Annotated in this window: 24 protein-coding genes; 18 read left to right on the top strand and 6 right to left on the bottom strand. The window is 69.8% G+C overall.

The genetic code is table 11. The features are described 5' to 3' along the window. The first annotated feature begins 78 nt into the window (after window positions 1-78). The 10 genes from hemF (at window position 79) to EPAKOI_RS03885 (ending at window position 8,752) form a co-directional block, all read left to right on the top strand. Entirely contained in the window at window positions 79-990 is a 912-nt protein-coding gene (gene hemF / locus EPAKOI_RS03930) for an oxygen-dependent coproporphyrinogen oxidase (RefSeq protein WP_124682139.1), read from the top strand. Window positions 991-995: 5 nt separating this feature from the next. Next, on the top strand, window positions 996-1,703 hold the full coding sequence (locus EPAKOI_RS03925) for a nicotinate-nucleotide adenylyltransferase (protein ID WP_124682140.1): 708 nt from the start codon (window positions 996-998) through the stop codon (window positions 1,701-1,703). 50 nt (window positions 1,704-1,753) lie between these two features. Then, window positions 1,754-2,599 carry a ribosome silencing factor gene (rsfS, locus tag EPAKOI_RS03920; protein ID WP_313835665.1) on the top strand — a complete coding sequence of 282 codons (846 nt, stop codon included), beginning with the start codon at window positions 1,754-1,756 and terminating at the stop codon, window positions 2,597-2,599. A gap of 33 nt (window positions 2,600-2,632) precedes the next feature. Further along, window positions 2,633-3,112 (top strand): 23S rRNA (pseudouridine(1915)-N(3))-methyltransferase RlmH, encoded by a 480-nt coding sequence (gene rlmH, locus EPAKOI_RS03915; protein ID WP_124682142.1) that lies wholly within the window; start codon window positions 2,633-2,635, stop codon window positions 3,110-3,112. Window positions 3,113-3,131: 19 nt separating this feature from the next. Beyond that, the gene (locus tag EPAKOI_RS03910; RefSeq protein ID WP_313835663.1) at window positions 3,132-3,734 is read left to right on the top strand and encodes a Maf family protein; all 603 of its coding nucleotides are present in this window, start codon (window positions 3,132-3,134) and stop codon (window positions 3,732-3,734) included. A 102-nt stretch (window positions 3,735-3,836) separates the two neighbouring features. Next, window positions 3,837-5,297 (top strand): ribonuclease G, encoded by a 1,461-nt coding sequence (gene rng, locus EPAKOI_RS03905; RefSeq protein ID WP_124682144.1) that lies wholly within the window; start codon window positions 3,837-3,839, stop codon window positions 5,295-5,297. Window positions 5,298-5,403: 106 nt separating this feature from the next. Next, window positions 5,404-6,258, top strand: a complete 855-nt coding sequence (gene phnC, locus EPAKOI_RS03900) for a phosphonate ABC transporter ATP-binding protein (RefSeq protein ID WP_124682145.1) — start codon at window positions 5,404-5,406, stop codon at window positions 6,256-6,258. Between the two features lie 71 nt (window positions 6,259-6,329). Next, complete coding sequence (gene phnD / locus EPAKOI_RS03895) at window positions 6,330-7,316, top strand: phosphonate ABC transporter substrate-binding protein (RefSeq protein WP_313835658.1); 987 nt, start codon at window positions 6,330-6,332, stop codon at window positions 7,314-7,316. A gap of 78 nt (window positions 7,317-7,394) precedes the next feature. Continuing rightward, window positions 7,395-8,207: a phosphonate ABC transporter, permease protein PhnE gene (gene phnE / locus EPAKOI_RS03890; RefSeq protein WP_423193032.1), complete on the top strand. Its 813-nt coding sequence runs from the start codon at window positions 7,395-7,397 to the stop codon at window positions 8,205-8,207. After that, window positions 8,204-8,752, top strand: a complete 549-nt coding sequence (locus EPAKOI_RS03885; protein ID WP_423193031.1) for a phosphonate degradation HD-domain oxygenase — start codon at window positions 8,204-8,206, stop codon at window positions 8,750-8,752. The genes phnE and EPAKOI_RS03885 overlap by 4 nt, the downstream gene beginning before the upstream one ends. Before the next feature lie 108 nt (window positions 8,753-8,860). Here the strand turns inward: EPAKOI_RS03885 and phnN are convergent, their stop codons facing one another. The 4 genes from phnN to phnF form a co-directional block, all read right to left on the bottom strand. After that, a complete protein-coding gene (gene phnN, locus EPAKOI_RS03880) occupies window positions 8,861-9,427 on the bottom strand; it encodes a phosphonate metabolism protein/1,5-bisphosphokinase (PRPP-forming) PhnN (RefSeq protein ID WP_423193030.1) in 567 nt (188 codons plus the stop codon). Further along, entirely contained in the window at window positions 9,424-10,161 is a 738-nt protein-coding gene (locus tag EPAKOI_RS03875; protein WP_423193029.1) for a DUF1045 domain-containing protein, read from the bottom strand. The genes phnN and EPAKOI_RS03875 overlap by 4 nt, the downstream gene beginning before the upstream one ends. Then, on the bottom strand, window positions 10,158-11,360 hold the full coding sequence (locus EPAKOI_RS03870; RefSeq protein ID WP_423193028.1) for an alpha-D-ribose 1-methylphosphonate 5-triphosphate diphosphatase: 1,203 nt from the start codon (window positions 11,358-11,360) through the stop codon (window positions 10,158-10,160). Before EPAKOI_RS03870 ends, EPAKOI_RS03875 begins: the two co-directional genes overlap by 4 nt. Window positions 11,361-11,503: 143 nt before the next feature. Beyond that, window positions 11,504-12,238 carry a phosphonate metabolism transcriptional regulator PhnF gene (gene phnF / locus EPAKOI_RS03865; protein WP_124682151.1) on the bottom strand — a complete coding sequence of 245 codons (735 nt, stop codon included), beginning with the start codon at window positions 12,236-12,238 and terminating at the stop codon, window positions 11,504-11,506. A gap of 183 nt (window positions 12,239-12,421) precedes the next feature. On the opposite strand from phnF, the gene phnG reads away from it, so the two are divergent. The 8 genes from phnG to EPAKOI_RS03825 all read left to right on the top strand — a co-directional run bounded on the left by phnG (window position 12,422) and on the right by EPAKOI_RS03825 (window position 19,167). Next, the gene (gene phnG, locus EPAKOI_RS03860; protein ID WP_423193027.1) at window positions 12,422-12,928 is read left to right on the top strand and encodes a phosphonate C-P lyase system protein PhnG; all 507 of its coding nucleotides are present in this window, start codon (window positions 12,422-12,424) and stop codon (window positions 12,926-12,928) included. Continuing rightward, window positions 12,928-13,560, top strand: a complete 633-nt coding sequence (phnH, locus tag EPAKOI_RS03855; RefSeq protein WP_423193026.1) for a phosphonate C-P lyase system protein PhnH — start codon at window positions 12,928-12,930, stop codon at window positions 13,558-13,560. The genes phnG and phnH overlap by 1 nt, the downstream gene beginning before the upstream one ends. A 1-nt stretch (window position 13,561) precedes the next feature. Next, a complete protein-coding gene (locus EPAKOI_RS03850; protein WP_423193025.1) occupies window positions 13,562-14,713 on the top strand; it encodes a carbon-phosphorus lyase complex subunit PhnI in 1,152 nt (383 codons plus the stop codon). Beyond that, window positions 14,710-15,615 carry an alpha-D-ribose 1-methylphosphonate 5-phosphate C-P-lyase PhnJ gene (locus EPAKOI_RS03845; RefSeq protein WP_423193024.1) on the top strand — a complete coding sequence of 302 codons (906 nt, stop codon included), beginning with the start codon at window positions 14,710-14,712 and terminating at the stop codon, window positions 15,613-15,615. Before EPAKOI_RS03850 ends, EPAKOI_RS03845 begins: the two co-directional genes overlap by 4 nt. Continuing rightward, complete coding sequence (phnK, locus tag EPAKOI_RS03840; RefSeq protein WP_124682155.1) at window positions 15,612-16,388, top strand: phosphonate C-P lyase system protein PhnK; 777 nt, start codon at window positions 15,612-15,614, stop codon at window positions 16,386-16,388. The genes EPAKOI_RS03845 and phnK overlap by 4 nt, the downstream gene beginning before the upstream one ends. A gap of 2 nt (window positions 16,389-16,390) precedes the next feature. Beyond that, window positions 16,391-17,119 (top strand): phosphonate C-P lyase system protein PhnL, encoded by a 729-nt coding sequence (gene phnL / locus EPAKOI_RS03835; RefSeq protein WP_313835641.1) that lies wholly within the window; start codon window positions 16,391-16,393, stop codon window positions 17,117-17,119. A 76-nt stretch (window positions 17,120-17,195) separates the two neighbouring features. Beyond that, window positions 17,196-18,395, top strand: coding sequence for an alpha-D-ribose 1-methylphosphonate 5-triphosphate diphosphatase (locus EPAKOI_RS03830; protein WP_423193023.1), 1,200 nt, complete (start codon window positions 17,196-17,198; stop codon window positions 18,393-18,395). 259 nt (window positions 18,396-18,654) lie between these two features. Next, the gene (locus tag EPAKOI_RS03825) at window positions 18,655-19,167 is read left to right on the top strand and encodes a hypothetical protein (protein WP_313835637.1); all 513 of its coding nucleotides are present in this window, start codon (window positions 18,655-18,657) and stop codon (window positions 19,165-19,167) included. A gap of 13 nt (window positions 19,168-19,180) precedes the next feature. On the opposite strand, the gene EPAKOI_RS03820 is transcribed toward EPAKOI_RS03825, so the two are convergent. Then, window positions 19,181-19,801, bottom strand: a complete 621-nt coding sequence (locus EPAKOI_RS03820) for a peroxidase-related enzyme (protein WP_124682159.1) — start codon at window positions 19,799-19,801, stop codon at window positions 19,181-19,183. A gap of 101 nt (window positions 19,802-19,902) precedes the next feature. After that, a complete protein-coding gene (gene msbA, locus EPAKOI_RS03815) occupies window positions 19,903-21,672 on the bottom strand; it encodes a lipid A export permease/ATP-binding protein MsbA (RefSeq protein WP_423193022.1) in 1,770 nt (589 codons plus the stop codon). Window positions 21,673-21,751: the final 79 nt, after the last annotated feature.

Below are 21,751 nucleotides of genomic sequence, written 5' to 3'. Positions count from 1 at the left end.
CCGCTACAATCATGACACCGCGATGACGGCCGGCTCGCCCGGCCGTCTTGCCACCGGCTCCATCCTGACCCGCCCACCATGATCGATTCCCAGGCAGTCCGCGACTATCTGCTCGGCCTGCAAGACCGCATCACCGACGCCATCGCCGCCATCGACGGCCAGGCGTTCCAGACCGATAGCTGGGAGAAACCGCCCACCGAGCGCCTGCGCGGCAACGGCCGGACGCGGATCCTGGAGGACGGCGCGGTGATGGAGCGCGCCGGCGTGGGGTTCTCGCACGTGCGCGGCGACACGCTGCCGCCGTCGGCCAGCGCCAACCGGCCCGAGCTGGCCGGGCGCAGCTTCGAGGCCATGGGGGTGTCGCTGGTCTTCCATCCGCGCAACCCGTACGTGCCCACCGTCCACATGAACGTGCGCTGCTTCATCGCCGTGAAGCCGGACGCCGAGCCGGTCTGGTGGTTCGGCGGCGGCATGGACCTGACGCCGTACTACGGCCACGCCGACGACTGCGCGCACTTCCACCGCACCTGCCAGACCGCGCTGGCGCCGTTTGGCGACGACCTGTACCCGCGCTTCAAGCAATGGTGCGACGAGTATTTCTTCCTCAAGCACCGGGGCGAGGCGCGCGGCATCGGCGGCATCTTCTTCGACGACTTCTCGGCGCCGGGCTTCGACGCCAGCTTTGCGATGATGCAGTCGGTCGGCGACGCGTTCCTGGACGCCTACCTGCCGATCCTGACCGCCCGCAAGGACACACCCTATGGCCAGCGCGAGCGCGACTTCCAGGCGTACCGGCGCGGCCGCTACGTCGAGTTCAACCTGGTCTTCGACCGCGGCACGCTGTTCGGCCTGCAGACCGGCGGCCGGGCCGAATCGATCCTGATGTCGATGCCGCCGCAGGCCAGCTGGCGCTACGACTGGCAACCCGCACCCGGCACGCCCGAAGCGGCGCTCTACACCGATTTCCTGCCGGCGCGCGCGTGGGCCTGAGACTGATGACCGACGCGAATCCCGCCCCCGCCCGCCCTGACCGCACGCGCCCCTACCGCCTGGGTATCCTCGGCGGCACCTTCGACCCCCCGCACCGTGGCCACGCGGCGCTGGCCCAGCTCTGCATCGACCACCTGGACCTCGACGAACTGGTCTGGATCCCGACCGGCCATTCCTGGCAGAAAGGCGACCGCGTGACGCCGGCCGCCGACCGCTTCGCGATGACCGAACTGGCCGCCGCGTCGCTGGAGCCGGGACGGGCCAAGGTACGCGTGAGCCGCATGGAAGTGGACCGCGACGGCCCCAGCTATACGATCGACACGGTGCGCCAGCTGCGCGCCGAATACGGCCCCGACGCCTCGCTGGCATGGCTGATGGGTGCCGACCAGTTGCTGCGCCTGCACACCTGGCACGGCTGGGAGGCGCTGTTCGAGCACGTGCACCTGTGCATCGCCACGCGCCCGGGCTTCCACCTGGACGAACTGGAGGGCCCGGTGCTGGCCGCGATGCAGCAGCGTCTGGCGGACACGCACCTGATACAATGCACGCCCTCCGGACATATGTGGATCGACCAGACGCTGGCCGTCGACCTGTCGTCCACCGGCCTGCGCGAGCACCTGGCCGACGGCCTGTTGCCGGACCAGACGGATGACCGACTGCCGGCCGGCGTGGCACACTACATTGCGCGTCACGGGTTGTATCAGCACCCCTGAGCCGACGCGCCCCCCCCCCCTACCGAATGAAGCTGAACAAGAAAGACACCATGGATATTCGTAAACTGCAGCGCGCGATCGTCGACGGGCTCGAGGATGTGAAGGCGCAGGACATCAAGGTGTTCGACACCACTCACCTGACCGAGCTGTTCGACCGGGTGGTGATCGCCAGCGGCAATTCGAACCGCCAGACCAAGGCGCTGGCGGCGTCGGTACGGGACATGGTCAAGGACGCCGGCGGCCATATCGTGGCCGTCGAGGGCCTGGAGACCGGCGAATGGGTGCTGGTGGACTGCGGCGACGCGGTCGTCCACATCCTGCAGCCGCAGCTCCGCCAGTACTACAACCTTGAGGAAATCTGGGGCGACAAGCCGGTCCGCGTGAAGCTGGCCGCCGCCAAGGGCCTGGCCAAGGCCAGCGAGCCGCTGGACGACGACGAGGACGCCGAGCCGGCACCGCGCGCGCGCCGCGCCTCGAACCTGCGCCCGGCGCTGGCCCGCCTGCCGGAAGGCATGAAGGAGCCGTCGCCGCCGATGGGCCACGAGGATACCGATCCGGACGCGCTGGCCACCATGGGCGCGCGCGCCCGCAAGACCAGCAGCAGCGGCACCACCCGGACGACGACCGCCCGCAAGACGGCCACCGGCGCCGCCGCCAAGACCCCGGCCCGCAAGTCGGCCACCGGCACGGGCGCGAAGGCCCCGGCCCGCAAGACCGCCGCTGGCACGACCGCCAAGGCACCGGCCCGCAAGACCGCCGCGGCCAAGACCCCGGCGCGTACCGCCGCCGGGACCGGCACCAGGACCGCCGCCAAGCCGGCGACCAAGACCGCCACCAAGACCGCCGCCAAGTCGGCCCCTGCCAAGAAGGCCGCCCCGCGCAAGCGCTCGGCCTGATCGCCGGGCCGCTGATCGCCGGGCATCCCCGCCATGCAGCTCGTGATCGTGGCCGTCGGCCACAAGATGCCCGCCTGGATCGAGGCCGGCTTTGCCGAGTACGCCAAGCGCATGCCGCCCGAGCTGCGCATCGAACTACGCGAGGTCAAGCCCGAGGCCCGCTCGTCGAGCAATAACGCCGCCACGGTCATGCAGCGAGAGGCGGCACGCATCGAGGCGGTGCTCGGCTCGCTGTCGAAGCAGCTTCGGATCGTCGCGCTTGACGAACGCGGCAAGGACTGGACGACCGTGCAGTTGTCCGAGCAACTGACCGGCTGGCAGCGCGAAGGCGGCGACGTCGCCTTCCTGATCGGCGGCGCCGACGGCCTGGACCCCGCCCTCAAGGCCCGCGCCCAGACGCTGGTCCGGCTGTCCAGCCTGACCCTGCCCCACGGCATGGTGCGCGTACTGCTGGCCGAACAGCTTTATCGGGCGTGGTCGGTCACGCAGAATCATCCGTACCATCGGGCCTAGTGCTCGCACCCCTGCTCCCGTGACCTCCCATCTCTACCTTGCCTCCCAATCCCCGCGCCGCCGTGAGTTGCTGACCCAGCTTGGCGTGCAGTACGAACTGCTGCTGGCCGATGCCGGCGAGGATGCCGAGGCGCTGGAGGCCGTGCTGCCGGGCGAATCGCCCGACGCCTACGTGCAGCGGGTCTGCGCGCTGAAGGCCGATGCCGCACTGCAGCGACGCCTGCGCCGGGGCCTGCCCGATGCGCCGGTGCTGACGTCCGACACCACGGTCTGCCTGGGCGGCGACATCCTCGGCAAGCCGGCCGACGCCGACGACGCCGCGCGGATGCTGGCCGCGCTGTCCGGCACCACGCACCGGGTACTGACCGCCGTGACCGTGGTCTCGGCGCTGGGCCAGCGCCACGCGCTGTCGATCTCGCACGTCACTTTCCGCCCGATGGCGACCGACGAGATCGCGCGCTACGTCGCCAGCGGCGAGCCGTCCGGCAAGGCCGGCGCGTACGGCATCCAGGGCCGCGCGGCCGAGTTCGTGGCCCGTATCGACGGGAGCTATTCGGGTATCATGGGCCTGCCCTTGTTCGAGACGGCGGCACTGCTGCGCGAGGCCGGTCTGCGTTTCTGACCCGCCCTGTCGCGCCGTCCCACGCGAAGGGCCCAGGGGTCAGATGCCCGGTCACGCCGGGCGACAACGACAAGCGCCGGCAAACCGGCGGCATCCACCGCTATGACCGAAGACATCCTCGTCAATATCACGCCGCAGGAAACCCGCGTGGCCATCGTGCAGCAGGCGGCCGTGCAGGAACTCCATGTCGAACGCACGCTCACGCGCGGGCTGGTCGGCAACATCTATCTGGGCAAGGTCGTGCGCGTGCTGCCGGGCATGCAGTCGGCGTTCATCGACGTCGGGCTGGAGCGTGCCGCCTTCCTGCACGTGGCCGACATCTGGCACCCGCGCGACGGCAACGAGAAGAACAACCACGTCGCCATCGAAAAGACGCTGTTCGAGGGCCAGGCGCTGATGGTGCAGGTCATCAAGGACCCCATCGGCACCAAGGGCGCGCGGCTGTCCACGCAGGTCAGCATTGCCGGCCGCACGCTGGTGTACCTGCCGCAGGACCCGCACATCGGCATCTCGCAGCGCATCGAGGGCGAGGTGGACCGCGAGGCGCTGCGCACCCGCGTGCAGGGCCTGGTGCCGGCCGACGAGCGCGGCGGCTTCATCGTGCGCACCATCGCCGAGGAAGCCAGCAACGAGGAACTGAGCAACGACATCGCCTACCTGCGCAAGATCTGGGCGACGATCCGCCAGCATGCCACCACGCTGCCGGCGCCCAACCTGCTCTACCAGGACCTGAACCTGGCCCAGCGCGTGCTGCGCGACTTCATCAACGACGCCACGGGCGTGATCCAGGTGGACTCGCGCGAGAACTTCGTGAAGCTCGTGGAGTTTGCCCAGGAATACACGCCGGCGGTGCTGCCCCGGCTGTCGCACTACACCGGCGAGCGGCCCATCTTCGACCTGTTCAACATCGACGCCGAGATCGAGAAGGCGCTGTCGCGGCGGGTGGACCTGAAGTCGGGCGGCTACCTGATGATCGACCAGACCGAGGCGATGACGACGATCGATGTCAACACCGGCGGCTACGTGGGCGCGCGCAACTTCGACGACACGATCTTCAAGACCAACCTGGAAGCCGCGCACACCATCGCCCGGCAGCTCCGCCTGCGCAACCTGGGCGGCATCATCATCATCGACTTCATCGACATGGAGAACGCCGAGCACCGCGACGCGGTGCTCTCCGAGCTTAAGCGCGCGCTGTCCCGCGACCGCACGCGCATCACGGTGAACGGCTTCTCGCAGCTCGGGCTGGTGGAGATGACGCGCAAGCGCACGCGCGAGTCGCTGGCGCACGTGCTGTGCGAGCAGTGCCCGGTCTGCACCGGCAAGGGCCAGGTCAAGACCGCCCGCACGGTCTGCTACGACATCCTGCGCGAGATCATGCGCGAGTCGCGCCAGTTCAACCCGCGCGAGTTCCGCATCCTGGCGTCCCAGGAGGTCATCGACCTGTTCCTGGAGGAAGAAAGCCAGCACCTGGCGATGCTCGGGGACTTCATCGGCAAGCCGATATCCCTGCAGGTGGAATCGACGTTCCATCAGGAACAGTACGACATCATCCTGATGTGACGCCCCGGGCCTCCCGGCCCGGGCATCGGAAAACCTCTGCCTGAAGTCATCGTTCTGTCATCCACCCTCGCCAGAATGCGCAAGTCATTCAAGCAAGGGAGTCGACATGACGCATGCCATCGAAGTCCGCGGCCTGAGCAAATCGTTCCGGGCGGACCGCAAGGCGCTTGACGACGTCACGCTGCACATCGCCCCCGGCGAGATGGTTGCCCTGCTGGGCGCCTCGGGTTCGGGCAAGTCGACGCTGCTGCGCCACGTGGCCGGCTTTGTCGCCGGCGACGCCGGGTCGGGAGAGATCCTGGTCAACGGCCGCGCGGTGCAGCGCAACGGGCGCCTGGCGCGCGATGTCCGCAAGGTGCGCGCGGAAATCGGATTTGTTTTCCAGCAGTTCAACCTCGTCGGCCGCCTGCCGGTCATCACCAACGTGCTGGTCGGCATGCTGACCCGCGTGCCCGCGTGGCGCAGCCTGATCCGCTGGTTCAAGGCCGATGAAGTGCAGGCCGGGCTCGATGCCTTGGCCCAGGTTGGTATAGACGACTATGCGTTTCAGCGGGCCTCGACGCTGTCTGGCGGCCAGCAGCAGCGCGCGGCCATCGCCCGCACGCTGGTGCAGAACGCGCGCGTGATCCTGGCCGACGAGCCGATCGCGTCGCTGGATCCGGAATCGTCGCGCCGGGTGATGTCGCTGCTGGCGCAGATCAACCGCACGCGCAAGGTGGCCGTGGTTGTGTCGCTGCACCAGGTGGACGTGGCGATGCGCTACTGCCCGCGCGTGGTGGCGCTGCGCCACGGCAAGGTGGTCTACGACGGCCCGTCGGCCGCGCTGACGCCGAAGATGCTGCGCGACCTGTACGGCACCGAGGCCGACGAGCTGCTGCACGACAGCCTGCCCGACACCCCGGCCCCGGCCGACGGCATGCCCGCGCCGGCCATGGTCCGGATGGACCTGGCCACCGCCTGAGGCGCCGCCCCGCTTCCCCAACCGCCTTTCCCATCAGTCTTCCCTCTCAGTCTTTCCAACCGGAGTTTTCGATGCTTCGCAGAACCTTCCTCGCCGTGGTGGCGTCGGGTGTCGTGGCGCTGCCCGCCTTCGCCCAGGACGCCAAGACCCTGAACATCGGCTTCATCTCGACGGAGTCGTCGTCGAACCTCAAGGGCGCCTGGCAGCCCGTGATCGACGACCTGAGCAAGGCGCTGGGCGTGCCGGTCAAGCCGTTCTTTGCCTCCGACTACGCCGGCATCATCGAGGCCATGCGCTTCAACAAGGTGCAGATCGGCTGGTTCGGCAACAAGGCGGCCATGGAAGCCGTGGACCGCGCCAACGGCGAGGTGTTCGCGTCGGTGATCGACAAGGACGGCAACCCGGGCTACTGGTCGCTGCTGATCGTGCGCAAGGACAGCGACCTGAAGTCGGTGGAAGACGTGATCAAGCGCGGCAAGGACCTGTCCTACGGCGCCGGCGACCCGAACTCGACGTCGGGCACGGCCGTTCCGGGCTACTACCTGTGGGCCGCCAACAAGGTCGAGCCGAAGACGCTGTTCAAGGCCGTGCGCATCAGCAACCACGAGACCAACCTGCTGTCGGTGCTGAACAAGCAGGTGGACGTGGCCGTGAACAACACCGAGAACTTCGAGCGCTACCGCATCAACACGGGCAAGAACGCCTACGACGAGGTGCGCGTGCTGTGGAAGTCGCCGCTGATCCCGGCCGATCCGATGGTCTACCGCAAGGACCTGTCGCCCGAGCTGAAGAAGAAGATCCAGACCTTCTTCGTCAACTACGGCAAGGGCGCCGACGCCGCCCGCGAGAAGCAGATCCTGGCCACGCTGACGTACCAGGGCTTCCGCCCGTCCAGCGACGCGCAACTTGTGCCGATCCGCCAGATCGAGCTGGCCAAGGAAAAGGCCAAGATCGAGACCGACACCACGCTGGCCGCCGCCGACAAGGAAAAGAAGCTGGCCGACGTGACGCGCCGCCTGGCCGACCTGGACAAGGCCGCCGCCACCACGCAGCAGTAAGTTGCTCCCCCAAGGCCGGGGCGTCCACGTGGATGCCCCCGGCCTGCCCCGTTCCAAGCCTCTACACCCCGGATTCCCATGACCGCCACCGCCAAGCCTGGCCTGCCCCCTTCGCCCCACAGCGCCGTCCGGCCGCCGCGCACGTCCCTTTCCGTGATGCTGTTCTGGGCGATCGTGCTGGCCATGCTCGCCATGTCGTGGCAAGGCGCCGACATGCGCCCGCTGGACCTGCTGCGCGATTCCGGCAACATGGCCAAGTTCGCCGCCGATTTCTTCCCGCCCAACTTCCGCGACTGGCGCACCTACCTGGACGAGATGCTGGTGACCGTGCAGATCGCGCTGTGGGGCACCGCGCTGGCCGTCATCATGGCCGTGCCGCTGGGCCTGCTGTGCTCGGCCAACATCGTGCCGGTCTGGGTCTACCAGCCGGCGCGCCGCGTGATGGACGCCTGCCGCGCCATCAACGAGATGGTCTTCGCGATGCTGTTCATCGTGGCCGTCGGCCTGGGCCCGTTCGCGGGCGTGCTGGCGATCTGGATCCACACCACGGGCGTGCTGGCCAAGCTGTTTGCCGAAGCCGTGGAAGCCATCGACCCGCGCCCCGTGGAGGGCGTGCGCGCCACCGGCGCCGGCCCGATCGAGGAAATCGTCTACGGCGTGATCCCGCAGGTGCTGCCGCTGTGGCTGTCGTTCGCGCTCTACCGCTTCGAGTCGAACGTGCGCTCGGCGTCGGTGGTCGGCATCGTCGGCGCCGGCGGCATCGGCACCGTGCTCTGGGAGATCATCCGCAGCTTCCAGTACGCCCAGACCTGTGCCGTGATGATCATCATCATCCTGTTCGTGGTGGCCATCGACGTGATCTCGGCCCGCATCCGCAAGGTGCTGGTATGACCGCGCTGACCCTGCCCCGCATTGCCACGTTGTTCGAGGCGCACGGCACCGCGTGGTACGGCGGCGAGGCCATCAGCCAGACCGCCCACGCGCTCCAGTGCGCCCAGCTAGCCGAGCAGGCCGGCGAGCCCGAGCCGCTGGTCGTTGCCGCGCTGCTGCACGACGTGGGCCACCTGATGCTGGCCGAAAGCAGCACCACCGACATGCGCCACCAGGAAGCCGCCGCCGACGCGCTGGCGGCCCTGTTCGGCCCCGATGTCACCGAGCCGATCCGCCTGCACGTGGCCGCCAAGCGCTACCTGTGCGCGGTGGACCCGGGGTATCGCCAGACGCTGTCGCCGGCGTCGGTCCACAGCCTGCAGCTCCAGGGCGGCGTCTACGACGACGCGCAGGCGCAGGCGTTCGCGGCGCAGCCGCACGCGCTGGAGGCGGTCAGGCTGCGCCGCTATGACGATCTGGCGAAGGTGGTGGATCTGGCAACGCCGCCGCTGGGGCGCTACCTGGAGATGGCGGGGCGGTGGGTGCGGAGCGCCGCCCGTTCTTGAGTCGCCTGCCCTCACCGGGCATCACAGAATCCGCCGGTTTGCTCCCCTCTCTCGCTTGCAAGAGAGGGGCCGCGGGTGAGGGCCGGCCTGTCGCCAGCCCCAGTTCCTTCACCCCGCCACCAGCCTCGCAAACCGCTCCACCGAATCGCTCAACGCCCCGCTGTTGTCGATCTCGACCACCCGGCAGCCATCCGGCACCGCGAACGGCTGCGTGGCGCGTGCCAGGCGCCCGGCGATGGCGTCTTCCGATTCGCGTCCGCGCTGGCGCAGCCGGGCGGCCAGCACCTCGGGCCTGACGCGCACGTGTACCGCGCAGAGCTTCGGGTAGCGCGCCGCCGCGTCGGGCAGGTACTCGCGCGAGCCGTTGACGATGACCTTGAGCCCGCGCGCCAGCCACTGTTCGATCTCCACGCCCACGCCGTAGCGCAGCCCGTGGCTTTGCCAGTGCATCGCCAGGCAGCCCAGGTCGATGCGGCGATGGAATTCGTCGGCCGTCAGCGCCACGGACGCCTCGTTGGCGTCGGCCGCGCGCGTGATGTAGCGGTGGGCAATCACCACGGGCTCGGACGGCGCCAGCCGGTCGCGCAGCGCGCGCAGCAGCGAGTCCTTGCCGCTGCCCGACGGCCCCATCACATAGAACAGGCCGTGGCCGTCGGTGGGGGCGGGCGGCGTCATGCGGGCAGGTACGCCGCGCCAGCCCCGTCCCGGGTGCTGCCGTCGAAGCGATAGTGGCGCGCCGCGACAAAGTCGGCGCCGGGCGCGGGCTGGACGTAGACGCTGATGGCGTCCACCTGCAGCGGCTGCTCCAGCAGCGTGCCGCCGGCCTGCGACAGCAGCGCGAAGGCCGCGGCCTCGTCGGCCGGGTCGAGCATGCCGGTCAGCGTGATGTGGAACGTGAAGGTGTCGAACACGTAGGGGTAGCCCCACGCGTCCAGGTGCGCGCGCTGCGCCGGGGTCAGCCTGGCCGGGTCGCGGCGGGCGATCTCGGCGGCGGTGGGCGGCGCGCGGAAGCGGTCGAAATCGCGCACGCAGGCGTCGGCCAGCGCGTGCATTTGCCGCCCGCCCGGCCCGTCGGCGTCGTCCAGGCACCACGCCAGGAAGCCGCGCAGCGCGCGCAGCGTCAGCGGGGCCTGGAACGGCTGGCGCGTGGCCGCGAACGTGCGCGCGGCGGCGTCCAGCATCGCCGGATCGGTGCCGTCGGCCAGCCGGAACGGCGGCTTCAGCGTGGCGTGCAGCGCGTAGTGCGCCGGCGCCTCGACCCACTGCGCGGGCCGCCCGGCCATGACCGGCGACAGCGCCGCGCCGGTATCGGCATCCCTGCCCAGCCACTGCGCGCCGAACGTGCGGAACGGCTCGGCCGGAGCCAGGTAGATCGCGTAGCGATGCGCGGCAGCAGCGGCGGGCATCATGCGGCCAGGCTGCCCTGGTCGGCCAGGTCGATCAGCGGCAGCGCCACCGTGGTGTGGCGCAGTTCGCCGTTGACGATGGTGCCGCACACGCGCGGCAGGCCAGGCAGGCTGTCGTCGACGAGGATCGCGTCGGCACGCATGCCGGGCATCAGCAGGCCGCGGTCGCGCAGGCCCGCCGCGCGCGCCGGATTGCGCGACACAAGGTGCCACGCGTCGGGCAGGCCGCAGATGCCAAGCTGCACGAGCCGGAACGCGGCCTGCAGCGGCGCCGGGTAGTAGTAGTCCGACGCCAGCACCGTGCACAGGCCGGCCGCGATCATCTCTGTGGCGTTCGGCGCGCCGGTGTGGCTCTTGCCGCGCAGCACGTTGGGAGCGCCGAACACGGTCTCGTCGCCGATCTGGCGCGCCAGCGTGGCCACGTCCACCGTCAGCGGAAACTCGGCAATCGCGCAGCCCTGGCGATGGTAGTGCTGGCGCGTGGCCGCGTCGGGGTCGTCGTGCGACGCCACGGGCAGGTTCGCGGCCCGCGCGGCAGCCACCAGCCGGGCCACGGCGGCCGGCACGTCCTGCGCGTGGCGGCTGGCCGTGCGCAGGCGGTTGCGGAATGTCTCGATGTCGCACTCGGCGCGCTCGGCGTACTGGGCGAGCTTGCGCTCGTCGTTCATCCGGCGGGCCATGGTCGGCAGGTGGTCGTTGATCGCCAGCAGGTCGACGCGGCCATCGGCAATCCATTGCAGCGCGGTGTCCACGCCGGCAAGGTGATAAGCCTCGAAGCGCAGGTGCACCTTGTGCGACGCGCCCAGCACGGGCTGCAGTTGCGCCAGCGCCTCGAACATGCGCAGCGCGTAGGCTTCGCCACGCAGCCCGCCCTCCCAGGACAGCGTGACGCCGTGGAATTCGGTCGTGATGCCGTGGGCCAGCAACTGGCGGTCTACGTCGAGCAGCGCCGTGCCATACGGAAAGCTCACGCCGGGGCGCGGCATCACCGAGCGCTCGAACGCATCGCCGTGGACGTCGACGATGCCGGGCAGCACCAGCAGGTCGCCGGCATCGACGCACGGGCCGCTGTCGCCGGCCTGCGGCGCGATGCTGCCGTGGTCAAAGCCCAGCGTGGCCGGGCCGATGGCGCCGGCGCCGAGCACACGGCGGCCGGTCAAGCCGCGCAGCGGGGGCGAATAGGTAGAAGTTGTGGTTTGCATGAGGGAGATTCCGTGATCGGCCCTTGAGGTGCGGCGTAAGGTAGCGCCGCCAGATGACACACAGATGTCTAGACCAATATGTGACCTTCCAGCTTGACCCTGCCGCAGGCTAGACTGTGCTGCAGCGGCCCGCAGCAAATCTGTCAGTCGTTGTCGGACACCGTAAGCTGCACCCAGTCGCCGGCAAAGCGCGTCAGGCTGTACTGCACCGGCACGCCGTCGATGTCGACGTTGAGCGCCTCTACCTGCAGCACCGGCCGCGTCTTGGGCTGGTTCAGCAGCCGCGCCACCGGGGCGCTGGGCATGGCCGCCGTGATGCGCGACCACTTGCGCGTGTAGTCGGCAATGCCAAAGCCGGCCAGCGCGCGCGAGATCGACCCGGTGTCGCGCACGGCCTCCGCCATGCCGGGAAAGCGCCTGGGATCGAAATAATGCTCGGACACGTCGATGGTCCGCGCCTCGGCCTTGCCCACCATCTGCACGTGCAGGATGTCGGCATTGCGCGCCAGCCCCAGATGCTTGGCAATCTCCGGCGCGCGCAGCGTCTGGCTGTCCACCAGTTCCAGGTGCCCGCGCATGCCCTGCGCGGCCAGGTTCTGCGAGAACCGCGTGCGCCGGCCAATCGCGTAGTCGATCGCGTGTTCCTGCACGAACGTGCCGCGGCCCTGCTCGATGCGCACCAGCCCGCTCAGCTCCAGCTCGCCCATCGCGCGGCGGATGGTGTGGCGGTTCACGGCAAAGCGCGTGGCCAGTTCCGGCTCCGGCGGCAGTTGCTCGCCAGGCCCATAGAGTTTGTTGCGGATGTCCTCCGCCAGCGCCTCGCCAATCTGGCGCCAGACCGCCACGCCGGAACCGCGTTCCACTTCCCGATCAGACATCGTTCGTCCTGCCCTGTGTCATCAAGCCTTAATGGTTGCCGTGCGATTGTGCCTCAGACCCGGCGCCCGCGCGGCGTGCCCGAGCAAATCCCCGACCCGTCATGAAACGTTCACGTGCCTGTGGTCTAGTATCGCCGTGTTGTGTTAGTTTACATCTAAACGTATAGACGTATAGGGGTGATCATGCAGAATGAAACCGCCGGCCCGGCCGATGCGGCGAATACAGCGCGCGCCGCATGGCTGCGGGTGCTGGCGCTGGCCCAGTCCGATGCACTGGACGCCGCCTGCGCCCGGCTGTTCGCGGCCGCGCCCGCACCCGGCTACCGCCTGCTGCGCAAGCCGGAATCGGGCATGGCCATGGTGCGCGCCCGGGCCGGCGGCACCGGCGCCCAGTTCAACCTTGGCGAGATGTCCGTCACGCGCTGCGCCGTGGTGCTGGACACCCCGGACGCCCCGGACGCCCAGCCGGCCACCGCGGGCATTGCCTACGTGCAGGGCCGCGGCCAGCGCCATGCCGAACAGGCCGCCCTGCTCGACGCCCTGCTGCAGCGGCCCGACTGGCACCAGCGCGTGCAGGACGCCGTGATCGCCCCGCTGGCCCAGGCCATGGCCGACCGCGCTGCGCGGCAGGCCGCCACGGCGGCGCAAACCCGCGTCGAATTCTTCACGATGGCCCGCGGAGACGACTGATGCCCCCCACCGATAGCCCGATGACCGCCACGCCCCACGCCAGCGCCACGCCGTCGCTGCTGCCCGGCTTCGACAACCCGGTGGACGACGCGCAGGCCGTGTTCCGCGCCACGCTCGACGCGTTCGCGCATCCCGGCCGGCTGCAGGCCCTGCCCGCCGCCAGCGGCCAGCCCGACGGCCTGTCGCCCACGCTGACCGCCCTGCTGCTGACGCTGGCCGATCCCGACACGCCGGTCTGGCTGCCCGCCAGCGTGCCCGCAGCCGCCCGCGCGTTCCTGCGCTTCCACTGCGGCTGCCCGCTGGTCGATGCCGTGGCCAACGCCACGTTCGTCTGCGTGCCGGCCGGCCACGCCATGCCCGCGCTGGCCGACTGCGCGCAGGGCCTGCCCGACTATCCCGACCGCTCGGCCACGCTGCTCGTCGAGGTGGCGTCGCTGCACGACGGCGACGCGCTGACGCTGCGCGGCCCCGGCATCGAGACCACCCAGCCGCTGCGCGTGCGCGGCCTGCCCGACGACTTCCGCGCGGCCTGGCGTGCCAACAACGCCCGCTTTCCGCTCGGCGTGGACCTGCTGCTGGCCAGCGGGCCGCACTTCTGCGCCATGACGCGCACCACGCACGTGGAGGACTGACATGTACGTTGCCGTCAAGGGTGGCGAGCGCGCCATCCTCAATTCCTACCGGATGCTGGACACCTATCGCCGCGGCGACCCGTCCGTGCCCGACGTCACGCTGGCGCAGATCCGCGAGCAAATGCCGCTGGCCGTGGCCCGCGTGATGGCCGAGGGCTCGCTGTACGACCCGCACCTGGCCGCGCTGGCGCTGAAGCAGGCGGCCGGCGACCAGATCGAGGCCATCTTCCTGCTGCGCGCGTACCGCACCACGCTGGCGCGCTTTGGCTACACCGCGCCGCTGGACACCGGCACCATGCAGTTGCAGCGCCGCATCTCGTCGACGTTCAAGGACGTGCCCGGCGGACAGGTGCTGGGACCCACCTACGACTACACCCAGCGGCTGCTCGACTTCACGCTGGAAGCGGGCCGCGAGCCGGAGCCGCTGCCACCGTCGCCCGCGCCGCTGGCGGCCAGCATGCCGCGCGTGACCGGCCTGCTCGAAGCCGAATCGCTGGTCGAGGCCGACACGATCCCCGACGGCGACCCCGCCCCGCCCGACCTGACGCGCGAGCCGCTGTCCTTCCCGGCCGGGCGCCCGGCGCGGCTGCAGAACCTGGCCCGCGCAGACGAGGGCTTCCTGCTGTCGATGGGCTACTCCACGCAGCGTGGCTACGGCAACTCGCACCCGTTCGCGGCCGAGATCCGCTACGGAAGCTGCGAGGTCGAGATGTTCATCGAGGAGCTGGGCTTCGCGGTGACCGTGGGCGAGGTGGAGCTGACCGAGTGCCAGATGGTGAGCCAGTTCGCCGACAACGCCGACGAGGCGCCGCGCCTGACGCGCGGCTACGGGCTGGTGTTCGGCTACAACGAGCGCAAGGCCATGTCGATGGCGCTGGTGGACCGCGCGATGCGGGCCGCCGAACTGGGCGAGGCCGCCGACAACCCCGCCAACGACATCGAGTTCATGCTGTACCACAGCGACAACGTCGAGGCGTCGGGCTTCGTCCAGCACCTGAAGCTGCCGCACTACGTCGACTTCCAGGCCAACCTGGAACTGCTGCGCCGGCTGCGCGCCGCGCAGGGCGAGCCGGCGGCCCAGGCATCCCAGGCTGATCCTGGCGCCCCATCGCAACCGCAACCGTCGCCATCGCAAGAGGAGTCGCTGGCATGACCGCCGCCCACGCTACCCCCGTCACCGCCCCCGTGGCGCGCGACGACCACTACAACTTCGGCTACCTGGACGAATCGACCAAGCGCATGCTGCGCCGCGCGCTGCTCAAGGCCGTGGCCATTCCCGGCTACCAGGTGCCGTTCGGCAGCCGCGAGATGCCGCTGCCCTACGGCTGGGGCACCGGCGGCATCCAGGTGACCGCCGCCATCATCGGCCCGCAGGACGTGCTCAAGGTGATCGACCAGGGCTCCGACGACACCACGAACGCCATCAACATCCGCCGCTTCTTCGGCCGCGTGACCGGCGTGCAGACCACCGAGCGCACCGCCGAGGCGACGATCATCCAGACCCGCCACCGCATTCCCGAGACGAAGCTGCGCGCGGGCCAGACCATGGTCTACCAGGTGCCCATCCCCGAGCCGTTGCGCTGGCTGGAACCGAGCGAGACCGAAACACGCACGATGCACGCGCTGGCCGAGTATGGGTCCATGCACGTCAAGCTCTACGAGGACATCGCCCACCATGGCCATATCGCCACGACGTACGACTACCCGGTCATCGTCAACCAGCGCTACATGATGCGCCCGTCGCCGATCCCCAAGTTCGACAACCCCAAGCTGGACCGCAGCCCGGCGCTGATGCTGTTCGGCGCCGGCCGCGAGAAGCGCGTGTACGCGGTGCCGCCGTACACGTCGGTCAAGAGCCTGGACTTCGTGGACCACCCGTTCACCGTCGAGAAGTGGTCGAGCTGCTGCGCGCAGTGCGGCGCCACCGACAGCTACCTGGACGAGATCATCACCGACGATGCCGGCACGCGCATGTTCGTGTGCTCGGACACCGAGTACTGCGCCGACCGCCAGGCCGCGCAGGCCGTGCAGACCGCCGCCGGAGGCCAGCCATGAACGCCACACCGCTGCTGTCCGTCCGCAGCCTGACCCACACGTGGGACGGCACGCACGGCTGCCATGACGTCAGTTTCGACCTGTATCCCGGCGAGGTGCTCTGCGTGGTTGGCGAATCGGGCTCCGGCAAGAGCACGCTGCTGCAGGCACTGTCGATGCAGGTGCGCGCCCAGCGCGGCAGCGTGCACTACGACATGCGCGAGACCGGGCTGACCGACCTCGCGTCGCTGTCCAGCGCGCGCATGCGGCTGCTGGCCCGCACCGACTGGGGCTTCGTGCGCCAGCACGCCCGCGACGGCCTGCGCATGCAGGTCAGCGCCGGCGCCAACATCGCCGAGCGGCTGATGGCCGTGGGCCACCGCCACTATGGCGACCTGCGCGAGATTGCCGGCGCGTGGCTGGAGAAGATGGAAATCGACCTGGCCCGGCTGGACGACGTGCCGGGCACGTTCTCGGGCGGCATGCAGCAGCGGCTGCAGATTGCGCGCAACCTGGTCACCCATCCGCGCCTGGTCTTCATGGACGAGCCCACCGCGTCGCTGGACGTGTCGGTGCAGGCCCGCCTGCTGGACCTGATGCGCCGCCTGGTGACCGACCTGGGCCTGGCCGCCGTTCTGGTCACCCACGACCTGGCCGTGGCGCGGCTGCTGGCCCACCGCACGCTCGTGATGCAGGGCGGCCGCGTGGTGGAACAGGGCCTGACCGACCAGATTCTCGACGACCCGCAGCACCCGTACACCCAGCTGCTGGTTTCCTCCATCCTGCAGGGCTGACCATGATGCAAGCAGATACCGCCAAGCTGGTCGAGGTGCGCGGCCTCGGCAAGATGTTCACGTTGCACAACCAGGGCGGCATCCGGCTGCCCGTGCTGCAGGCGATCGACTTCGACGCGTCGCGCGGCGAATGCCTGGTGCTGTCCGGCCGCTCGGGCACCGGCAAGAGCACGCTGCTGCGCTGCCTCTACGGCAACTACCTGGCCACCGAAGGCACGATCCGGCTGCGCGACACCAGCGCGCCCGGCGAGCCGTGGGTGGCCCTGACCGGCGCGCCCGAGCAGCAGGTGCTGCGGCTGCGGCGCGACGTGATCGGCTACGTCTCGCAGTTCCTGCGCGCCATCCCGCGCGTGTCCGCGCTGGACGTGGTGGCCGATCCGCTGCAGCAGCGCGGCGCCAGCCACGAGGAAGCGCGCGCCCGCGCGGCCGTGCTGCTGGAACGGCTGAACCTGCCGCGCCGGCTCTGGGACCTGCCGCCCGCCACGTTCTCGGGCGGCGAGCAGCAGCGCGTGAACATCGCGCGCGGGCTGATCGGCGGGCACCCGGTGCTACTGCTGGACGAACCGACCGCCTCGCTCGACGCCGACAACCGCGCCGTGGTCATCGCCCTGATCCGCGAAGCACTGGCCGAGGGCCGCGCGCTGATCGGCATCTTCCACGACGAGGCCGTGCGCGACGCCGTGGCCACGCGCGCGCTGCCGCTGCAACCCGTGGTGGCCGCCAACGCATGAAGGCCTGGACGCCCTGAAGCCCGCCGCCGAGCCCCGCCTCGACATATCGCCCCCAACCCCCGACTCCGAACCGGACATGTCCTCCACCTACCTGACGCACGCCACGCTGGTCCTGCCCGACCGCGTGCTGCATGACAGCGCCCTGCTGATCGCCGATGGCCAGATCGCCGCCATCGAACCGGCCGCGGCCCCCGCCGGCGCGCAAGTGATCGACCTGCGCGGCCACACCGTGATGCCGGGCCTGATCGACGTCCACTGCGACGCCATCGAAAAGGAAGTGGAACCGCGCGCCAACGTGCTGTTCCCGCTCGACTTTGCCGTGGCGCAGGTGGACCGCCGCAACGCCGCGGCCGGCATCACCACGCCGTACCACGCGCTGTCGTTCGCCAGCAACCAGTTCGGCGTGCGCAACAACGACACGGCCGCTACGCTGGTGCGCACCGTGGCCGCCTACAACCGGCACGGGCTGGTCGACAACCGCATCCACTGCCGCTACGAGGTGACCGACGCGGCGGCCGTGCCGGTGCTGGAGGCGCTGATGGCCGAAGGCGTGGTGGACCTGCTGTCGGTCATGGACCACTCGCCCGGCCAGGGCCAGTTCAAGACGCTCGACGCCTATCTGTCGTACATGATGGGCAACCACGGCATGAGCCGCGACGAGGCCGCCGACGCGGCCGCGCGCAAGACCGCCGAGCTGGACGGCGCCACCGAGCGCGTGAACCGCCTGGTGGCGCAGGCCCACGCGCTGGGCATCCCGACGGCCAGCCATGACGACGATTCGCCGCAGCGCATTGCCGCCATGCAGGCGCTGGGCGTGCGCATGAGCGAGTTTCCGATCAACCTGGAGACGGCGCGCGCCGCGTCGGCGCATCGGCTGCCGACCATCCTGGGCGCGCCCAACGTGCTGCGCGGCAAGAGCCAGAGCGGGTCGATGCGGGCCATCGACGCCATCCAGGCCGGCGTGGGCAACATCCTCTGCTCGGACTACCAGCCGTCGACGCTCATTGCCGCCGCGTTTGCCGCGTCGCGGCTGGCCGGGCTGCCGCTGAACGACGCGCTGGCGCTGGTCACCGCCAATCCGGCCGACGCCTGCCTGCTGGCCGACCGCGGCCGGCTGCTGCCGGGCCAGCGCGCCGACGTGATCGCCGTGGCCAGCGTGGCCGATCAGCCGCTGGTCACGCACACGTGGTCGGCCGGGCGGCTGGTGTTCGCGGCCGGCTATCCGGCCGTCCAGCACGCCGCGCCGCGCGAAGGCGCGCTGCAGGCGGTGGCCTGAGCGCCGGCCGGGCGGGACGTGGGCCGCACGTCGCTCGAACGCGCGTTTGCGCCGCGAGCGTGGCCCGCGGGCCCGGCCGCGCCATGCAAAAGGCCGCGCATCGGCACCGGTGCGCGGCCACATCCATTGACTATAGGCGCTGGACCTTACCGGCGCACGCTAGGGCTAGTCCCCATCACATAGCGCTGGCCTTTGCCCGGCGATCCCCTACATTGAAAGCGGCGGAGGCCAGAGGGGATCGGACATGAAGTCAATACGCATGACAGTGCCAGCGATGCTGGCACTTTTTTTGTTCGCGGGCTGCGCGGACCTGCTGCCGCAGAAGGTGGACCGCTCGCCGCCGCTGGCCGGCCCCAACGTGAACACCGACACCACCTACCCGCCCGCGCCCGAGACCCGCGCCACGCCCATCGCCGCGCGCGAGATCAACATGGCCGGCGTCTGCCGGCGCACCGAGGAGGACGGCTTTCGCGAGGACGCCGTGGTCCGCGTGGCGCACAACGCGGTGCAGTCGCTGAGCTGGAAGCTCTGGGTGTCGCGCAAGGGGTCGTGCCGCTTTGACCTGGAGCAGTTCAAGCAGGTCCAGCAGACGCCGCACATCGAACTGCACGCCGTGGATGGCAGCGGCTGCAAGCTCATGGTCTGGCAGGACCCGCGCCGCATCACGCTGGCCCACGCGCGCTGCGAGAAGTACTGCACGCCCGGCATCTACGAGCAGGCGTGGCCGGTACTGTTCGACCCCAAGAGCGGAAGCTGCGCGCAGATCCGCTGAGCCCCGCCCGCCGCTACTTGCCCTTCGGCACGCGCCCGAGCAGGTAGAACGCGTCGTTGGGCCGCATGCCGATGGTGTTGGCCATGCGGTTCGACAGCCCGAAGAACGCCGTGATCGCGGCGATGTCCCAGGCATCCTCGTCGTCAAAGCCGTGCGCGCGCAGCGCCGCGAAGTCGGCCTCGTCGACCGTGTGCGACGCCTGGCAGACCTTCATCGCGAAATCGAGCATCGCGCGCTGGCGCGGCGCAATGTCGGCCTTGCGGTAGTTGACCGCCACCTGGTCCGCCACGAGCGGCTTCTTCTCGTAGATCCGCAGGATCGCGCCGTGGGCCACCACGCAGTAGAGGCATTGGTTGGCGCCCGACGTCGCCACGACGATCATCTCCCGGTCGCCCTTGGTCAGGTTGCCGGTCTCCTTGAGCATCAGCGCGTCGTGATAGGCGAAGAACGCGCGGCACTCGTCCGGCCGGTGGGCCAGCGCCAGGAACACGTTCGGGACAAAACCGGCCTTTTCCTGCACTTCCAGCACGCGCTGGCGCAGGTCGTCGGGTAGATCGGCAATGGCGGGGACGGGGTAGCGGCTGATGGGGGGCTGGGCGGTGGGCTGGGCGGGGATTTGTGCGGCCTCGGTCATGTCTGTCTCCTGTCGGGTGTCGGGTCCCCGTATCGGTACATGCGATACATGCGGTACAGCCCGGCCATGGCACCCCGCCATGGCCGTCGGATGCTGGCAGCTTACTCCGCCGCGGTGGCGAACTGGATCCGGTGCAGCCCGGCGTACAGGCCGCCCTTGGCCAGCAGCTCGCCATGGCTGCCGGATTCGGCCACGCGGCCCTGCTCCAGCACCACAATGCGGTCGGCGTTCTCGATGGTCGACAGCCGGTGGGCAATGACCAGCGTCGTGCGGCCCTGCATCAGCGTTTCCAGCGCGGCCTGGACCTGGCGCTCCGACTCGGAATCGAGCGCCGAGGTGGCTTCGTCCAGGATCAGGATCGGCGCGTCCTTGTAGATGGCACGGGCGATGGCCAGGCGCTGCCGCTGCCCGCCGGACAGCTTCATGCCGTTGTCGCCGATATTCGTCTCCAGGCCTTCCGGCAGGCCACGGACCACATCGGTCAGGTAGGCCGCCGCCAGCGCCCGCTCCACGCGCGCCAGATCGATTTGCTCGCGCGGATGTACGCCATACGCCACATTTGCGGCGATTGTATCGTTGAACAGCAGCACGTCCTGGCTGACGAATGCAATCTGGCGGCGCAGGTCGGCCAGGCCGAACTGGTCGACCGGCTTGCCGTCCAGCACGATGCGGCCTTCGGTGGGATCAAAGAAGCGCGGCAGCAGGTTGACCAGCGTGGTCTTGCCGCTACCCGACGGCCCGACCAGCGCCACCACCTCGCCCGGCGCGGCGTGGAAGCTGACGCGGTTCAGCGCGGGCCGGCCGGCATCGCCATAGCGGAAGCCGACGTTGTCGAACACGAGGTCGCCCTGCGCGCGCGCCAGCGGCAGGCCGCCGGTCTGGGCCTCGACCGGCTCGTCGATCAGGCCGAAGATCATTTCGGCGGCGGTCAGGCCGCGCTGCAGCGGCTGGTTCAGATCGGTCAGGTGCTTGAGCGGCGAGATCAGCAGCAGCATCGCCATGACAAAGCCGGTGAATCCACCGATCGTGGTCTGGTTGCCCTGCGCCTGCACCATAGCGATGGTCAGGATCACGGACAGCGCCAGCGACGCCAGGAACGCCGTCACCGGCTGGTTCAGCCCGCCCGCCACCGCCATGCGCATCGAATAGCCGCGCAGCCGCTCGGCCATCGTCGCAAAGCGCGCGGTCTCGTACGCCTCGCCGCCGTGCAGCTTGACGACCTTGTAGCCGCCGGCCGCCTCCTCCACCACGTACGCGGCCGTATTGGTCAGCGCCTGGTGCTCGCGGTTCAGCCGGCGCAGGCGGCGGTTCACCTTCGACATCACGAAGCCGATGGTCGGCAGCAGCACGGCCACCACCAGCGTCAGGCGCCAGTTCGTGTAGAACAGGTAGACCAGCAGCGCCAGCACGGTCAGCGAGTCGCGCACCAGCGTGATCAGCACGCCGGTCAGGATCTGCATGACCTGGTTGACCTCGAAGATCACGGCGTTGATCAGCGACGCGGCGGTATTGCGGTGGTAGAACAGCGCGGGGGCGTGGAGCATGCGGTCGAACATCTGCATCCGCATCTTCAGCAGCACGCGGTTCGAGATCAGCGACAGCAGGTAGCCGGACGCGAACTGCGCCACGCCGCGCACCAGCGCCACGCCCACCAGCAGCGCCGGCACGTGCCAGAGCTTGCCGGCGTAGCTGCCGCCGAAACCCTTGTCCAGCAGGTCGTTGACGACCTTGGGGATGATCCCCTCGCTGGCGGCGACCAGCGCCATGGCCAGGATGGCCAGCACGAAGTTGCGCGTCTCGGGCTTCAGGTACGCCCAGACGCGCTTGAGGGTTTCGGTTTCCTGGGGCGTTTGCTTTTTACTGTCGTTCACGTTGGCTCCACCTGCCGACCGGAGACCGCGCCGACTGCCGCTAGAATGGCGGGCGAATCCGGTCTGCGCGATGCGTCGC

The sequence above is a fragment of the Cupriavidus sp. H18C2 genome (assembly GCF_049393795.1).
Classification (GTDB): Bacteria; Pseudomonadota; Gammaproteobacteria; order Burkholderiales; family Burkholderiaceae; genus Cupriavidus; species Cupriavidus pauculus_C.
The sequence above is the reverse complement of the archived record's forward strand: the minus strand, read 5'-3'. Positions and strand labels throughout refer to the sequence as shown.

Bases quoted from the DNA above. Each gene is read 5' to 3' on its own strand.
- hemF (WP_124682139.1), top strand. From the start codon at position 79: ATGATCGATTCCCAGGCAGTCCGCGACTATCTGCTCGGCCTGCAAGAC.
- EPAKOI_RS03925 (WP_124682140.1), top strand. From the start codon at position 996: ATGACCGACGCGAATCCCGCCCCCGCCCGCCCTGACCGCACGCGCCCC.
- rsfS (WP_313835665.1), top strand. From the start codon at position 1,754: ATGGATATTCGTAAACTGCAGCGCGCGATCGTCGACGGGCTCGAGGAT.
- rlmH (WP_124682142.1), top strand. From the start codon at position 2,633: ATGCAGCTCGTGATCGTGGCCGTCGGCCACAAGATGCCCGCCTGGATC.
- rng (WP_124682144.1), top strand. From the start codon at position 3,837: ATGACCGAAGACATCCTCGTCAATATCACGCCGCAGGAAACCCGCGTG.
- phnC (WP_124682145.1), top strand. From the start codon at position 5,404: ATGACGCATGCCATCGAAGTCCGCGGCCTGAGCAAATCGTTCCGGGCG.
- phnD (WP_313835658.1), top strand. From the start codon at position 6,330: ATGCTTCGCAGAACCTTCCTCGCCGTGGTGGCGTCGGGTGTCGTGGCG.
- phnE (WP_423193032.1), top strand. From the start codon at position 7,395: ATGACCGCCACCGCCAAGCCTGGCCTGCCCCCTTCGCCCCACAGCGCC.
- EPAKOI_RS03885 (WP_423193031.1), top strand. From the start codon at position 8,204: ATGACCGCGCTGACCCTGCCCCGCATTGCCACGTTGTTCGAGGCGCAC.
- phnN (WP_423193030.1), bottom strand. From the start codon at position 9,427: ATGACGCCGCCCGCCCCCACCGACGGCCACGGCCTGTTCTATGTGATG.
- EPAKOI_RS03875 (WP_423193029.1), bottom strand. From the start codon at position 10,161: ATGATGCCCGCCGCTGCTGCCGCGCATCGCTACGCGATCTACCTGGCT.
- EPAKOI_RS03870 (WP_423193028.1), bottom strand. From the start codon at position 11,360: ATGCAAACCACAACTTCTACCTATTCGCCCCCGCTGCGCGGCTTGACC.
- phnF (WP_124682151.1), bottom strand. From the start codon at position 12,238: ATGTCTGATCGGGAAGTGGAACGCGGTTCCGGCGTGGCGGTCTGGCGC.
- phnG (WP_423193027.1), top strand. From the start codon at position 12,422: ATGCAGAATGAAACCGCCGGCCCGGCCGATGCGGCGAATACAGCGCGC.
- phnH (WP_423193026.1), top strand. From the start codon at position 12,928: ATGCCCCCCACCGATAGCCCGATGACCGCCACGCCCCACGCCAGCGCC.
- EPAKOI_RS03850 (WP_423193025.1), top strand. From the start codon at position 13,562: ATGTACGTTGCCGTCAAGGGTGGCGAGCGCGCCATCCTCAATTCCTAC.
- EPAKOI_RS03845 (WP_423193024.1), top strand. From the start codon at position 14,710: ATGACCGCCGCCCACGCTACCCCCGTCACCGCCCCCGTGGCGCGCGAC.
- phnK (WP_124682155.1), top strand. From the start codon at position 15,612: ATGAACGCCACACCGCTGCTGTCCGTCCGCAGCCTGACCCACACGTGG.
- phnL (WP_313835641.1), top strand. From the start codon at position 16,391: ATGATGCAAGCAGATACCGCCAAGCTGGTCGAGGTGCGCGGCCTCGGC.
- EPAKOI_RS03830 (WP_423193023.1), top strand. From the start codon at position 17,196: ATGTCCTCCACCTACCTGACGCACGCCACGCTGGTCCTGCCCGACCGC.
- EPAKOI_RS03825 (WP_313835637.1), top strand. From the start codon at position 18,655: ATGACAGTGCCAGCGATGCTGGCACTTTTTTTGTTCGCGGGCTGCGCG.
- EPAKOI_RS03820 (WP_124682159.1), bottom strand. From the start codon at position 19,801: ATGACCGAGGCCGCACAAATCCCCGCCCAGCCCACCGCCCAGCCCCCC.